This window comes from Pseudomonas sp. ARP3, from assembly GCF_001029595.1.
In the GTDB taxonomy this organism is placed as follows: domain Bacteria; phylum Pseudomonadota; class Gammaproteobacteria; order Pseudomonadales; family Pseudomonadaceae; genus Aquipseudomonas; species Aquipseudomonas rhodesiae.
Window position 1 is genome coordinate 408,519 of sequence record NZ_LEKF01000001.1, and the last position, 14,001, is coordinate 422,519.

General features: G+C 60.2%; 12 protein-coding genes and 1 tRNA gene. 8 read left to right on the top strand and 5 right to left on the bottom strand.

Annotated elements, in window-relative coordinates; translation table 11 throughout:
* Positions 1 to 17: 17 nt before the first annotated feature.
* The gene (locus tag ABX75_RS01805; RefSeq protein WP_034114616.1) at positions 18 to 914 is read left to right on the top strand and encodes a LysR family transcriptional regulator; all 897 of its coding nucleotides are present in this window, start codon (positions 18 to 20) and stop codon (positions 912 to 914) included.
* A 60-nt stretch (positions 915 to 974) separates the two neighbouring features.
* Positions 975 to 1,050, top strand: a tRNA-Asn gene (locus ABX75_RS01810).
* 114 nt (positions 1,051 to 1,164) lie between these two features.
* Here ABX75_RS01810 and ABX75_RS01815 read toward each other — a convergent pair.
* Complete coding sequence (locus ABX75_RS01815) at positions 1,165 to 1,977, bottom strand: DUF1206 domain-containing protein (RefSeq protein WP_034099279.1); 813 nt, start codon at positions 1,975 to 1,977, stop codon at positions 1,165 to 1,167.
* Between the two features lie 126 nt (positions 1,978 to 2,103).
* On the opposite strand from ABX75_RS01815, the gene ABX75_RS01820 reads away from it, so the two are divergent.
* Positions 2,104 to 3,957 (top strand): ABC transporter ATP-binding protein, encoded by a 1,854-nt coding sequence (locus tag ABX75_RS01820; protein ID WP_034099278.1) that lies wholly within the window; start codon positions 2,104 to 2,106, stop codon positions 3,955 to 3,957.
* Between the two features lie 168 nt (positions 3,958 to 4,125).
* Positions 4,126 to 4,584: an Hsp20 family protein gene (locus ABX75_RS01825; RefSeq protein WP_034099277.1), complete on the top strand. Its 459-nt coding sequence runs from the start codon at positions 4,126 to 4,128 to the stop codon at positions 4,582 to 4,584.
* A 35-nt stretch (positions 4,585 to 4,619) separates the two neighbouring features.
* Here ABX75_RS01825 and ABX75_RS01830 read toward each other — a convergent pair whose 3' ends face one another.
* Positions 4,620 to 5,270 carry a TetR/AcrR family transcriptional regulator gene (locus ABX75_RS01830; RefSeq protein ID WP_040268935.1) on the bottom strand — a complete coding sequence of 217 codons (651 nt, stop codon included), beginning with the start codon at positions 5,268 to 5,270 and terminating at the stop codon, positions 4,620 to 4,622.
* A gap of 123 nt (positions 5,271 to 5,393) precedes the next feature.
* On the opposite strand from ABX75_RS01830, the gene ABX75_RS01835 reads away from it, so the two are divergent.
* From ABX75_RS01835 to ABX75_RS01845, 3 genes are all read left to right on the top strand, one after another.
* Complete coding sequence (locus tag ABX75_RS01835) at positions 5,394 to 6,611, top strand: MFS transporter (protein WP_047881357.1); 1,218 nt, start codon at positions 5,394 to 5,396, stop codon at positions 6,609 to 6,611.
* 93 nt (positions 6,612 to 6,704) lie between these two features.
* On the top strand, positions 6,705 to 7,502 hold the full coding sequence (locus ABX75_RS01840) for a DNA/RNA non-specific endonuclease (protein ID WP_040268932.1): 798 nt from the start codon (positions 6,705 to 6,707) through the stop codon (positions 7,500 to 7,502).
* 71 nt (positions 7,503 to 7,573) lie between these two features.
* Complete coding sequence (locus ABX75_RS01845) at positions 7,574 to 8,785, top strand: YeeE/YedE family protein (RefSeq protein WP_047881358.1); 1,212 nt, start codon at positions 7,574 to 7,576, stop codon at positions 8,783 to 8,785.
* 1 nt (position 8,786) lies between these two features.
* On the opposite strand, the gene ABX75_RS28175 is transcribed toward ABX75_RS01845, so the two are convergent.
* Both ABX75_RS28175 and ABX75_RS01850 read right to left on the bottom strand, forming a co-directional pair.
* Positions 8,787 to 8,948: a DUF2986 domain-containing protein gene (locus ABX75_RS28175; protein WP_080758769.1), complete on the bottom strand. Its 162-nt coding sequence runs from the start codon at positions 8,946 to 8,948 to the stop codon at positions 8,787 to 8,789.
* Positions 8,949 to 9,093: 145 nt separating this feature from the next.
* Positions 9,094 to 10,134, bottom strand: a complete 1,041-nt coding sequence (locus tag ABX75_RS01850) for an alpha/beta fold hydrolase (RefSeq protein ID WP_047881359.1) — start codon at positions 10,132 to 10,134, stop codon at positions 9,094 to 9,096.
* A gap of 379 nt (positions 10,135 to 10,513) precedes the next feature.
* On the opposite strand from ABX75_RS01850, the gene ABX75_RS28015 reads away from it, so the two are divergent.
* On the top strand, positions 10,514 to 11,860 hold the full coding sequence (locus ABX75_RS28015) for a hypothetical protein (protein ID WP_144419285.1): 1,347 nt from the start codon (positions 10,514 to 10,516) through the stop codon (positions 11,858 to 11,860).
* A gap of 69 nt (positions 11,861 to 11,929) precedes the next feature.
* Here ABX75_RS28015 and ABX75_RS01860 read toward each other — a convergent pair whose 3' ends face one another.
* Positions 11,930 to 13,951, bottom strand: a complete 2,022-nt coding sequence (locus tag ABX75_RS01860) for a methyl-accepting chemotaxis protein (protein ID WP_047881360.1) — start codon at positions 13,949 to 13,951, stop codon at positions 11,930 to 11,932.
* Positions 13,952 to 14,001 lie beyond the last annotated feature (50 nt).

A 14,001-nucleotide genomic window follows, 5' to 3' on the forward strand; every position in this document is an offset into this window, starting at 1 on the left:
TCGCCAAAGGAATACCGATGAATCTGCGAACACTGCGCGCCTTTGTCGAGGTGGTGCGCCAGGGCGGTTTTTCTCAGGCAGCCGAGGTGGTGTCTCTGACACAGTCCACCGTGAGCAAGGCGGTCAAAACCCTCGAAGAGGAACTGGGCATGCCGCTGCTCAACCGCCTTGGGCATCGTAACCAACTGACCGCCGCCGGCGAAATTGCCTACCGTCGCGCCCAGGTGTTGTTGGCCGAACACAGCGACCTGCTCGGCGAAATCAACGACCTGCGCGGCCTCAAGCGCGGTATGTTGCGCATCGGCTTGCCACCGGTAGGCTGCGGCGTGCTGTTTGCGACCATGTTCGCCACCTACCGCAGCCGCTACCCGGACATTGACATTGAGCTGACCGAATACGGCAGCAAGCGCCTGCGCGAATGCCTGGAAGAAGGGGAGGTCGACCTGGCGGCACTGTTGTTACCGATTGACGAGGGCTTCGACTATCAACCGGTGCGCAATGAGCCGCTGATCGCCGTGCTGCCCATGAACCATCCCCTGGCAGGGCGTGAGTGTATCGACTTCACCGACCTGGCAGACTCGCCCTTCATCCTGTTCGAAGCCGGTTTCGCCCTGAACGCCAAGATCCTCGCGGCCTGCGAGCGCAAAGGCGTAACCCCCCGCGTGACGGCACGCAGCGGGCAGATCGATTTTATTGTCGACCTGGTCGCGGCTGGCCTGGGCGTCGCCTTCCTGCCACGAATGTTGGCGCACAAGCATCAACACGCCGGCATTGCCTTGGTCGCGTTGGACGAGCCCCATACCGATTGGCACATCGCCCTGGCCTGGCGCGCCAACGCCCACTTACCACCGGCCGCCCGCGCCTGGCTGGACCTGGCTGCAGAACAGCCGCTGACGGGCGAGCCGGGGAATTAATCCTCACGTTTGCCAGGCAATGCTTGACTTCTCCTTTTCAATCAGTAACATACGGCGCATTCCGCGATAGCTCAGTTGGTAGAGCAAATGACTGTTAATCATTGGGTCCCTGGTTCGAGTCCAGGTCGTGGAGCCAGATAGGGAAAAGCCTGCAGCGATGCAGGCTTTTTTTTGCCTTGGATTTTTCCGGGGTGATTCGAGCGCACAGCATAAGCGCGTCTCTAAAGCCGCCACAAACGGCCGTGGCCTGCTACGTTCTCGCCACCCCCGGCACATCCATATTGATCTTGCGCCAGAAGGCTTCAGAAAAACTGTAAGCCGAGAAAGCGATCAGCCCCAAGGCCATTACCATCAAAAGCAACCACCCAGCGGGTAGGTTCTGGAGGGCGTCCAGCGCCTCCTTCATGCCGGGTGGGTCAATGGCTTGATAAGTGGAACCGCTGATGGCCAATAACACTGCAATCTCTAAAAACACCACGCCGCGGGCGATCAATCCGAATCGCGATACGGGGCGCACGTAGCGCATGACATCTTCATCGGCCTCAAAATATTTTTCGAACGATGCCTTCCATCCCTTGATGATGTGAGCAATACCGACCCCAAGCGGAATGAGGGCGATCAGGTAAACCAACATGTTCGAATGTTCCCAGGACAATAGATGGGACAGCCAGTCTTTGGCCTGCCCCCCGGAATTACCCGAGCTTTTAATGCCGCTTATAAGCAGGCCCAATGCAAAAAACGCCAGCGCGCCATTAACGACGCCTCCGGCAAACAGGCCGGTTCGAATCACCAAACCCTTGAGTTCTTTGCCATGATGATCGACATCACGGGTAGCCTGCAGCATGCGCCAAGAGGCAAATGAGAGCAGGCCCGCCACCACAACCCCAATTAAAAAATAGCCGAATGGTTGGCTGAGCAATGCTTCCAGACTTTTGTGGCTATCCTTCGGTTTTGTCGAGTCCTGTGCTGCCAGCAGCGCGAAGATACCGATGATCAGATACAGCACTCCCCGAGCGGCGTAGCCTCCTCGAGCGAGCATGACAAGACTGTTTTGCGCTGACATTCGACGTATTCCTGAGATCTGATTCAAGAGCAGACCCTGCTTGCAGAGCAGGGTTCTATCCCGATACGCCCTCAAGCCAAGCTTTAAATGCCAGAATCCCCGCACTAGATCGTTCTGGAGAACCCTATGCTTCGTGCATTCGAACAACGCCTCGACCCTTTCCCGCCCGACGAGGCGCCTCCACCCCCCGAGGGCCTGGCGCGATTTTTGTGGGCCTGTACCCGTGGTGCCCGGGGTTATATCGTTGCGCTCGCGCTGCTCAGTGCCGGTGTGTCGATCTACGAAGCCTGGTTGTTTGCTTTTCTCGGACAGGTGGTGGACCTGCTGTCGACCTGGCAAGCCGGCGGCGATGCAGGCGGGCAGGAAAGCCGGGTGCTGTGGGGGATCGGTATCGTGCTGGTGACCAGCATCGGGCTGGTAGCGCTGCGCACGCTGGTGCAACACCAGGTATTGGCGATCAACCTGCCGTTGCGGCTGCGTTGGGATTTCCATCGACTGATGCTGCGACAAAGCCTGTCGTTTTTCTCCGACGAGTTCTCCGGCCGTGTCACCACCAAGGTCATGCAGACGGCGCTGTCGGTGCGCGAGGTGCTGTTCACCCTGATCGAGATGGCCCCCGGAATTGGTGTGTACTTCATCGCGCTTATCACACTGGCCGGCGGCTTCGACCCGAAGCTGATGCTGCCTTTCATTGCCTGGTTGGCGTTGTTCGGCCTGGCCATGGGGTACTTCGTGCCGCGCCTGGGCAAAGTCGGGCAGGAGCAGGCGAATGCGCGCTCGTCCATGACCGGGCGTATTTCGGACGCCTACACCAATATCACCACGGTCAAGCTGTTCTCCCATTCCAAGCGTGAAGCGCATTTCGCGCGCGCGGCGATGGAGGACTTCAAGCAGACCGGTTTTCGCCAGATGCGCCTGGTCAGCCAGTTCGAGATCGTCAATCAGGCACTGGTGGTTGCGTTGATCATGGGCGCGGGCGGTTATGCCTTGTGGCTGTGGCACCAAGGGGCTGTGGGCACCGGCGCGGTGGCGGCCATCACCGCCATGGCGTTGCGCGTCAATGGTATGTCGCATTGGATCATGTGGCAGATGACCTCGCTGTTCGAGAACATCGGCACCGTGCAGGACGGTATGCAAACCTTGACCCGCGGGCCCAAGGTGCAGGACGCACCGGATGCCGCCACGCTGGTCACCCACGGCGGCGCGGTGACGTTTAACAACGTGAGCTTCAATTACAACGGCGAACGCCAGGTTCTCGACGGCCTGAGCTTGAGCATCCGCCCAGGTGAAAAAATCGGCCTGGTGGGACGCTCCGGTGCCGGTAAATCCACGCTCATCAATCTGTTGTTGCGCTTCTATGACGTGGACAAAGGGCAGATCTGCATCGATGGGCAGAATATCGCCCACGTCACCCAGGACAGTCTGCGCAGCGCCATCGGCATGGTTACCCAGGACACATCCCTGCTGCACCGCTCGATTCGCGACAACATCGCTTACGGGCGCCCCGATGCAACCGATGAGCAAATCCGCAGTGCCGCCGCGAGTGCCCAGGCTGACGGCTTCATCAGCCAACTGAGCGATAAACAAGGCCACTGCGGTTACGACACGTTGGTGGGTGAGCGGGGCATCAAGTTATCCGGCGGCCAGCGCCAACGGGTCGCCATCGCCCGCGTGATGCTCAAGAACGCTCCGATCCTGCTGCTTGACGAGGCCACCAGTGCGCTGGATTCGGAAGTCGAAGTCGCCATCCAGGAAAGCCTGGATGAAATGATGAAGGGCAAGACCGTCATTGCCATCGCCCATCGACTGTCCACAATCGCCGCCATGGATCGACTGATCGTCATGGATAACGGTCGCATCATCGAGCAAGGTAGCCACGCCGAGTTGCTAGAGAAGAACGGCACCTATGCGCGGTTATGGCATCACCAGAGCGGCGGGTTTCTGGGGGAGGATCAGGGCGTGGCCGAGACTGCGGAATAGACCTGTTCTGATATCTCATTCCGAGGGGCCAAACAGCCGTTTGTCGGCAGGAAAATTTTTTTTGGGTCGTCGCTTGAAATTTTTTCCCCTGAACCTACTTAGGTTTTACGCGATGCCGAATACGGGTCGCGTATCAAATCACTTGGAGAAAACTCAGGAGATTTTGCAATGGCTACTACTCTCTCGTTGGCCCCACTGTTCCGCCACTCCGTTGGCTTTGACCGTTTCAACGACCTTTTCGAATCGGCGCTTCGCAGCGAGGCCGGTACCACGTACCCACCCCATAATGTCGAGAAGCACGGTGATGATCACTACCGCATCGTGATCGCCGCTGCCGGCCTGGTGGAAGACGACCTGGATATCCAGGTGGAAAAAGGCGTGTTGACCGTCGCCGGCGGCAAACGCGAACACGACGAAAACATCACCTACCTGCATCAAGGTATCGCCCAGCGCGCGTTCCGCTTGTCGTTCCGCCTGGTCGACCACATTGAAGTGCAGGGCGCGCAGCTCTCCAATGGCCTGCTGAGCATCGATCTGCTCAGAGTGGTGCCGGAGGAAGCCAAGCCTAAACGCATTGCGATTGGCGGCGCGAACAAGGCTGAAGTGAAGTCGATCAGCGAGCAGTAATACAGCAATGAATAAAGGCGCTCTTCGGAGCGCCTTTATTTTGCGCCACCGACTTCAGGCTCAGCGGCCGGCACGGAAGAAGCCGCAGCGTCCCACGTCACCAACAGTTGGCTGATCGCGGCATCAAGGATTGCATGGGGCACGTTATCCCGCGCCAGGATCGATACTCCCTGCAAAAAGCTGTCAAACACGGTAGCCATCACCGCAGCTTCGGTTGTTTCAGGCAACTGACCTTCACGCACGGCCCGCTCCACACACGCCACAATCCCCGCCCGCGTGCGCAGTCGCGATTGGGTCAGCGCATTCGCTACCCGCGCGTTTTCCGGACTGGGCGCACTCATCACGCCGAGTGCCACCATGCAGCCCTTGGGGTGACCGTCTTCGCATTGCATACGCACCGATTGGCGCAGCGCGGTTTCGATGGCTTGGCGCGGCGGTAGGGATTCGTCCCACAAACATTCGGTGACTTGGGCGTAGGTGGACAGGTAGCGCTGCACGCACTCCTCGAACAGCGCTTCTTTGGAGCCGAAAGCGGCGTAAAAACTCGGTGCGGAAATGCCACCGCCCAAACCCGCTTTGAGCTGGGCAAGGGACGTGGCGTCATAGCCGTGCTGCCAGAACAGATGCAACGCCTGTTCCACAGCCTGTTCGCGATCAAAATTACGCGGGCGGCCCATCTGTGCCATGTGAGGTCTCCTTCGGAAAGCGAAATAGATACTAGTCGATACATAAGTCGTTGACAACGCGCTGCGCCCGCCTGCAACATTTGTATCGATCAGTATTTAAATCAACTTGCCCAGGAGTTTCCCTTGACCCCCTCACTGACGTTATCGGCTTCGTCCGACCGCTTGCCCGTCGGCGCCTTGCTCGCCCTGGCGATGACCGGCTTCATCTGCATCGTCACCGAAACCCTGCCCGCCGGCCTGTTGCCGTTGATCAGTGACGGCCTGGCGATTTCGCCGTCAATGGCCGGGCAGATGGTCACCGCGTATGCGCTGGGTTCAGTACTGGCGGTGATCCCCATGACCATCGCCACTCGTGGCTGGCGCCGACGCAACGTATTGCTGCTGACCATCGCCGGTTTCCTGCTGTTCAACTCCATTACCGCGTTGTCCTCCCACTATGGGGTTACGCTGGTGGCGCGCTTCTTCGCCGGGGTGGCGGCAGGGTTGGCCTGGAGCTTGCTCGCCGGTTATGCCCGCCGGATGGTCGCGCCGCAGCAACAGGGTAGGGCGCTGGCGTTGGCCATGGTCGGTACGCCGATTGCGCTGTCGTTGGGTGTGCCGCTGGGCACTTGGCTCGGTGGCCTGCTGGGCTGGCGCACCACCTTCGGCCTGATGTCGGGCGTGAGCCTGGTACTGATCGGCTGGGTGCTGGTGAAGGTCCCGGACTTTGCGCCACAGCCCGCGCATCAGCGCCTGTCATTGCGCAAGGTGCTGACCACGCCGGGCGTGCGCCCGGTGCTGGCGGTGGTAATCAGTTGGATGCTGGCCCATAACATCCTCTACACCTACATTGCCCCATTCGTGGCACCGGCGGGCTTGGCCGAGCGGGTGGATCTGGTGTTGCTGGTCTTCGGCATCGCTGCGTTGGCGGGGATTTGGGGCACGGCCAGACTGGTCGAACCGTTGTTACGCAACACTGTGCTGGTGAGCTTGGCGGCGTTTGCGGCGGTGAGCGTGCTATTGGGCTTACTGGGGAACGTGCCGCAAGTGATCTACCTCGGGGTGGCGGTATGGGGCCTGAGTTTCGGCGGCGCTGCGACCTTGTTGCAAACCGCCCTGGCGGACGCGGCGGGTGATGGCGCGGATGTGGCGTTGTCGCTGAACGTGGTGGCATGGAACAGCGCGATTGCGGGCAGCGGTGTGGTGGGTGGCGTGCTACTGGACACATGGGGCGTGGCCGCATTTGCGTGGGCGATGCTGCTGTTGGTCGGCGTGGCGTTTGCCATTACCTGGGCGGCCAGCGCCCATGGCTTCAGGCCGGGCGCGCGGGGTGCGGGAAAACCTACGTCGCTCGGGCACTAATCTGACATCTGTTAGTCCATAATCCTCGAAATATCATTCACTTGGCTCCGTACGCGGAGCCTGCCGCGTCGCTCTCTTTCGAAGATTCAATCCATGTACCTACGCAAAATTGCAGTTGGGCTATCGGCCTTTGTTTTGTTTTCGGCCGGGGCACATGCCCGTGGCGCGATAGACCTTTATTCCACCCAGGAACGGCAGTTGTCGTTCGACACCTGCGCCGATGTATTCCCCGGCGCCACACCGATCAAAACCGCGACCGTCCCCGCCAGCCTGAAACCCCTGGCGCTGTGCTCCGACCATTTCGCGGTGCTGTATTCGCAAACCAGCAAGACACCGCTGGTGGTGGTCGAGCGCCTCAACGCCCGCCAGCTCAAGGACGCCAAAGGCGAAGAGCGAACCAACCATTTCTACGCGGACCCGCGCATTCCCAAGGGCGCGCGCGCGGAGTTGAGCGACTACCGTGGCGTGCAGCCGGCAATGGACCGCGGCCACCAATCCCCGGCCGCCGACGCACCCGATGCCAAGGCCATGGCACAGTCATTTGCGTTGTCGAACATGGTGCCGCAAGACCCTACCAACAACCGCAAGATCTGGAGCAAGGTCGAGGCGGACGTGCGCAAGTTCGCCCTTCGCGCCGGCGGCGATGTGTATGTGTTCACTGGGCCGCTGTTCGATGAGGGCCACGGCACCATCGGTGCTAACCGGGTGTGGGTGCCGACGCGGCTGTTCAAGCTGGTGTACGACGCATCGTCCCAACGGGCGTGGGCTTATGTGCTGCCGAATGCTGAAACAAGGATTCAGCGGCCGATGGATTACCCCACTTTTGTGAAGAGCACCGGGCTGAAACTATTGGGGAATCTGCCGGTGTCGGGTTCGATCGGCCGCGGCTGACACCAGACGGCTTCGGGCTTATCTATACTGTCGCCCTTGCCCCTCATTTATTTCAAACCCGCGAGAGACCCATGAACGCCTCAATTCCCCTGACCCGCGCGCGCGCACCCGTCGCGCCGCTGGTGGCCTTTGCCCTGCTGGTGCTGGGCGCGCTGTTCCTGCACAACGTTGTCGGCTCGCGCCAGATGCTATTGCTTATGGTCGGCGCGGCCCTGGGCCTGACGCTGTACCACGCCGCCTTCGGTTTCACCTCGGCCTGGCGGGTTTTTATCAATGATCGTCGTGGCGCCGGCCTGCGTGCGCAGATGGTGATGCTGGCGTTGGCGGTGCTGTTGTTCTTCCCGGCGCTGGGGGCGGGCACGTTGTTGGGTCAGCCGGTTGTCGGGCTGGTAGCGCCGGCTGGAGTGTCGGTGGTGTTCGGTGCGTTCATCTTCGGTATCGGCATGCAGTTGGGCGGCGGATGTGCCTCGGGCACGTTGTTCACCGTGGGCGGCGGTAATGCGCGCATGCTGGTGACCCTGTTGTTCTTTATCTGCGGCTCGCTGATCGCTACGCACCATGTGGATTGGTGGTTTGCGTTGCCGGCGTTCCCGGCGGTGTCCATCGTCAAAAGTTTCGGCGTGGTGCCGGCCTTGATCCTGAGCCTTGCGGTGTTTGCGTTGATCGCAGCCGTCACGGTGCGCCTGGAAAAGCGCCGCCACGGTCAGCTTGAAGAGGGGGTGAAAAGCCCGCATTCAGGTGTGCGCCGCTTTCTGCGCGGGCCGTGGCCGCTGGTGTGGGGCGCCGTTGGCCTGGCATTGCTGAACTACGCGACCCTGGCGTTGGCCGGGCGGCCGTGGGGCATTACTTCGGCGTTCGCACTGTGGGGCGCCAAGGTGGCGAGCGGTGTGGGCGTGGACGTCAGCGCCTGGGCATTCTGGCAGATGCCGGGTAATGCCAAGGCCCTGGCCGCGCCGGTGTGGGAAGACATCACCAGTGTGATGGACATCGGCATCGTCCTCGGTGCGTTGCTGGCCGCCGGCCTGGCCGGACGTTTCGCACCGAGCCTGAAGATCCCAGCCCGTTCGTTGATCGCGGCGGTGATCGGCGGGTTGCTGCTGGGCTACGGCTCGCGCCTGGCCTACGGCTGCAACATCGGCGCGTACTTCAGCGGCATCGCGTCCGGCAGTCTGCATGGCTGGATGTGGTTGGTGGCAGCGTTTATCGGCAACAGCGTGGGTGTGCGCCTGCGGCCGTTTTTCTTTGCCGGTGAGCGGCCGCAAGTGGCGTTGAGCGGCTGCTGAGTCAGGCTTCGGGGGACGGGCTGGGCGCCTCGGCAGCTTCAGCCGCCAGCCTTTCCCGCTCGGCCTTGCTGATGTAGCGATCCTTGGATTTGGGCGCCAATTTGGCGCTGGCTTTCTTGGCCTTGGCCTTGAACAGTTGCTGGAGTTTTTTCTGGCGATTCATGGGTTTTTACCGGGGCTGTCAACGCGCGGATCATACCAGCTAAGCAAGCTGCACCGTGGGGCCTAGGCGCAATCCAGGCGTAGATCGCGCTTTGGCTGTATCGTCCGGGTGTTTCATAAGGAGGAACATCCCCCAGGCCCAAGTATCAGTTGTGAAATGAACGCTGCAGGAATGCATCGATCAGGTCGACCACCTGCTGCTGGACCACTGACCGTGGCCTCGCCCCGTTGCCGTCCTGGCAGATCATCCCATCGCCCGGCGAATCCGCTTCAATCAACGCCACGGCGCCTGGTTTGCAGATCGACATAAAGCTGAAGTGGGTGGCGTCGGCGATCTCCATATATTGAGTCGTGGCTTTTGGCAGGCGCTTGACCATATTGGCGGACTCCAACTGCGGGTCCATGTCCTCGGACGGCACGCCTCCCGCAATCACCAGCACCGGCACTGGCAATGTCGCCAGGCTGGCATCGGTGAAGCCGCGCGACAGGCCCAGGTCCAAGGACACAATGGCGGTGACGCGCTGGTCGCTTAAATCCGCAGCCAAGCGCTCTTTACCCTCTGGCGTACCGGCGGGGTTCATTTGCCGGTAACCGAGGCAACCGCCGAGCTTAGGGTGAACGGTGCAGTCTTGGGCAAACCGGTCGGGATCGAACCGCGCGCCGGCCATTTCCAGCACAGTCCAGCCGCCCAGGGAATGGCCCATGGCGGCAATCTGGCCTTTGGCGACCACACCGAACCGGCCCGGCTCGGCCAGCACCCCATCGATCGCCCGGCTCAAATCCCTGGGCCTTTGCCATAACTGCGCAGCGCCGGCGGGGCTGCGGTCTTTGCTGGTAGTGCCTGGATGATTGACCGCCGCCGCGATATAACCCCGCCGTGCCAATGCGCTGGCCAACCACACCTGATTGCGCCAATTGCCGCCATAACCGTGGGAGAGCACCACCAGTGGATGCTCCCCAGCCACCACCGGCGCGTTCGGCACCGCGAGAGCGCCGACGAACACCGTATCGTCGGCGATCGGTTCGGGGGCCGCAGTGGTAGCGGCGGGATACCAGACGGTCAGTTGCAATGGGCGATTGTTTTGCGCATCGGGGAGGGTGGCGGTCTGAAATCCGATAGGGATATCAACTGCAAGCACGGGTCCGGCAAGGCAAGTCAGCAGCAAAGCGGCGAGGCTGATTTTCACTTTTTATCGTCCTTGAGGTGAGCGAGGCATCATGCACGGCATCATGACTCCAGCGCCATGGTGCGGGCTATTTTTGATCAGCACATGGGTAAACCTTCGGGATACGGCAGCAAGTCGATCACTGGTTTTTTGAAATTCCGCGTTTGAAGTGACGGTCGCCAGATGGCTTAAAACAGGCGGTTTTTATAGTAGAGAGGCAGGACTAGGGAGTTGCTGACGGCTTCCTACTTGGATGTCTTACAGATAGAGGCTTCGTGTTTTTAGGAAGTTGATACCTTTATTTGGTTTAAAAATCTTGCAATGTTAGGGCGAACTTTAAGTTATTGAGCCGGGACTCATGCAGCACTATGGCTGCTTCCTTAAGAAAGGAGCGATGTTCATGGTCAATCTCAATCCTGATGCGTCCTCGTCTTACCGTCATTTGACACGCACTTCCGTCAGTGCGGCTAACGACTACGCTGCTATGGCTGCCCATGAGCGTGCAAGTGTGCGTGTCTCAACCAATAGTCACCCAGCTACCGAGACCGTTTCGACCCTTGCGCGCCAGTTAAGTGACGCCGCAACGCACGCTGAAAACCGTATCGTTCAGCGAGGCTCCAATTTGGTCGACCCAATTACAGATGGCAACTACTTCGCCAACAAAGTGCGGCACGACGCACAGACCCCCGATACCGATGACCCGGATCTCCTGGCGCGTGCTCGGCAGGCCACCGGCTTCGTCAACGGTACTGACATCAACCCGTTCAAAGACCTCGCTCGCGACCACCTGAGCTTGATCGCCCACGACGACGGCGGCACTTTCACCATGAATGAGCGACGTGCAGCTTGGTTGCAGATGCAGTCTGCGGTGTCCCCCGCAGCACCCAGCTCAAGGTCAGTAGCTGGCCGTGACTTGATGATTGCGCGCTTGTTCGGTAGCCACGAGCCGCCGGTCGCCCTGCCGCCTGCGACCTACGAAAATGCAGGCCAGAACGTTTTTGAATTTTTACGTCACGATGATCGTGCACTGATCGCGGATATGTTCGCTTACGCACAGGAGGAGGGTGCCAGTCTGGGCTATGTGGATCAATTGGCTCATTCACTCGGCAGCTATCGTCGTGCAAGCGACGGGCGCCAGCAGTTGAGTTCCAATAACGGCTACGATGCACAGGGGTATCGCGTAACGTTCAACTTTAAGCAAGAAGACGCGGCAACGGCCTCACGAATTCTGAACGGCACGGCCATCACCAGTACCCGACTTGATCAGGGCTATTTGCGACATATCCTCAATCCGGATTACGGGGCGCTTTCCAATATTGGCGGCCTGCCGTTCCTGGAAAAAATGGTGAATAGGTTTTCGGACGAAGGTGGCAAGCAAGCTGGGCTCGGCGATGAGTTCACCACCTTTAAAGTGATCCCTGTCGAAGACAACATCGTCGTTACCACCGACGAATCCATAAGGCGCCCGCCCTCCGAGGCGCTCGCTGATAACGTAAACGGCGTCTGGACCCTCACCGAAAAAGGCAAGGCAGCGGGGTATACGATAGACCCGGCTACCGGCTCGTTGATCAAGCCAGTCGAACCTTCTGACGTTCCAGGTCCGCAGCGCTCAGAGCCGGGCCTTGTCTCAGGCTTAGCGCGTGAGCGCACCCTACTTGATGCGCTTTCGGACAACCGCGAAGCGCCCAGCACGCGTTGGGTCTGGACCCGTCAATTGTTCAATCTGATCAAACAGTACAAACCTTGAAGTGGCCTATCAGCCAGGTGCGGCGGCTAATGGCGGATCAGCGTGCAGCCCTGGCGACCCGACGGATGCCTACGCATGTGTAAGCCCCGTCAACGTATCCGCAATTGTCTTGGTCCGCTGCGCCGTGCCCTCGGTGGCGCGGCTGGACGCCTCCAGAGCGTCGAGCATTTCGCGCAGTGCGCCGACCCCGGTGGATTGGTCCTCGATCTGCTGGGCAACGCGCTGGATCTCACTGGACAGCAGGTCAATATCCACGCCGATTTCCGCCGCATTCTTACGGGTGATTTCCGCCAGTTTGCGTACTTCGTCCGCCACTACGGCAAAGCCACGGCCCAAGTCACCGGCGCGTGCCGCTTCAATGGCTGCGTTGAGCGCCAGCAGGTTGGTTTGCCCGGCGATCTGTTGGATCACCTGCACGATCGACTGAATACGCAAACTCGACCCCGCCAGCGTACGCGCACCTTCCACCGCCACGTCCGCCTGGCTGGACAGCCCCTCTACCGTGGCCCCGGCCTGGGCGGACACGGTGTTCTGCTGGCCGATGGTCCCCACCAGTTCATCCATCGACGCGTGCAACTCACCCGAGTAATGCTTGAGCTGCGCAGCGATGTCTTCCTGCTGACGCTCAGCCTGGGCCAACACCATGCCCAAGTCCGCCAGCCCTTCGAATACCGGCAGAATATTGCTGTCCAGCCCCCGGGTATTGAGGGTGTTGGCGAAGTCGTTGTTTTTGAACGCGGCAATCTGCTTGACCACCACATGGTTCAAACCGGCCAGTTTCTTCACCTGGCGACGTAGGAAAAACGCCTTGAATTCGCCGTAATGGGCGATGAAATTATCCACATACTCGTCGGTGAAACTCGCGCCTTTGCCCACCCGGAAAAAGAAAATCGCCGTCAGTGTCTGGTTGAGGTTCAAACCCAGGATTTCCCCAAAGGTGGAGAACCCCGCCAGCGGTACATCGCCGAACGTGCCGGCCATGCTGCCCAGCTCGGCGCCATTGTTCAGCCGCCGCAAGATGCAGTCATTCAAGATGCCCGCCACCGGCTGGCCACCCTTGCCGCGCAAGAACTGCTCGTAGTCACGGCGCGTCGCCTCCCGCAACGGCGTACGCCGCACCATCACCAACTCTTCGCCCGGCGCCACGTCGCAAAACAGCTGCACAATCTGCTGCTCATAGTCGATGCGCGCGATGGAGCGCACAAACAACTCACTGCCCACGCGGATAGCAAACGAATAATCCGCCAGCTTCGGCTCCAGCGCCTGGGGCGAGCAATTGAAGGCATCGCACAGCGCCTGCACCATGCTCTTGATGTTGCCGCTGCTGTCGATGACCTGGTCAATAGTGCGGTCTTCCACCGAAGCGGTCAGCACACTGAAGGTCAGGTCGGCAGGTTTGAAATTCTGACTTTTGAACACGCCAAAACGCACATCCGCCGCGGTTTTCACGAACACGATTTGCGCGTGGTTTTGATAACTGCGCTGGCCGTCATGAATCAGCGTCTTCTGGAAATCCGACTTACCCCCGGCTGATCCCCCTACAAACAAACACGGGAACCGCCCCGACTCGTACAGCGCCTCCATAAAAAACGACTCCGACGCCGACAGCCCGTCGAACACCACGTACGCCAAGGTATCGCGATGATCGATTGGTGTATTCACCTGCACCCGCTTGATATTGGCCACCAACTTGGCAATCCGCTCCTGCATTTTGAGGCGCTTGCCACCGCTGCGGATGTCCTCGCACTCCAACGGCACCATCACCACCTCGGCCGAGGCGATCACACTGGCATCGAACAACTGCAACACCATCCGATCCCAGCGCTCGCCGGTGCTGCAGTAGAGAGCATTGGGTGCGTTGCACAACTCGCCGGAGGTGGTGCACAGACTGATGGTGGATTGCGGGAAACGGCGCTTGAGCTTGGCGGCGATGGCGTCGATGTCCAAGTGCGGCGAGATGAAGCCCGTGATCAACGTCGGCGTGAGGCGCTGGGCGGCTAAAGCGGCGTCCAGGTCGCTGGCGGTACAGGTGAGGGTGGTGGTGCCTTGGCGAGCGGGCCGGGTTTTTTTTATGAGGGCGAGTGGATTCATGGGGTGGGCTCGGTCGGGTGGGGAAGCGGGGTAAGGCATGTGGTTAGTGA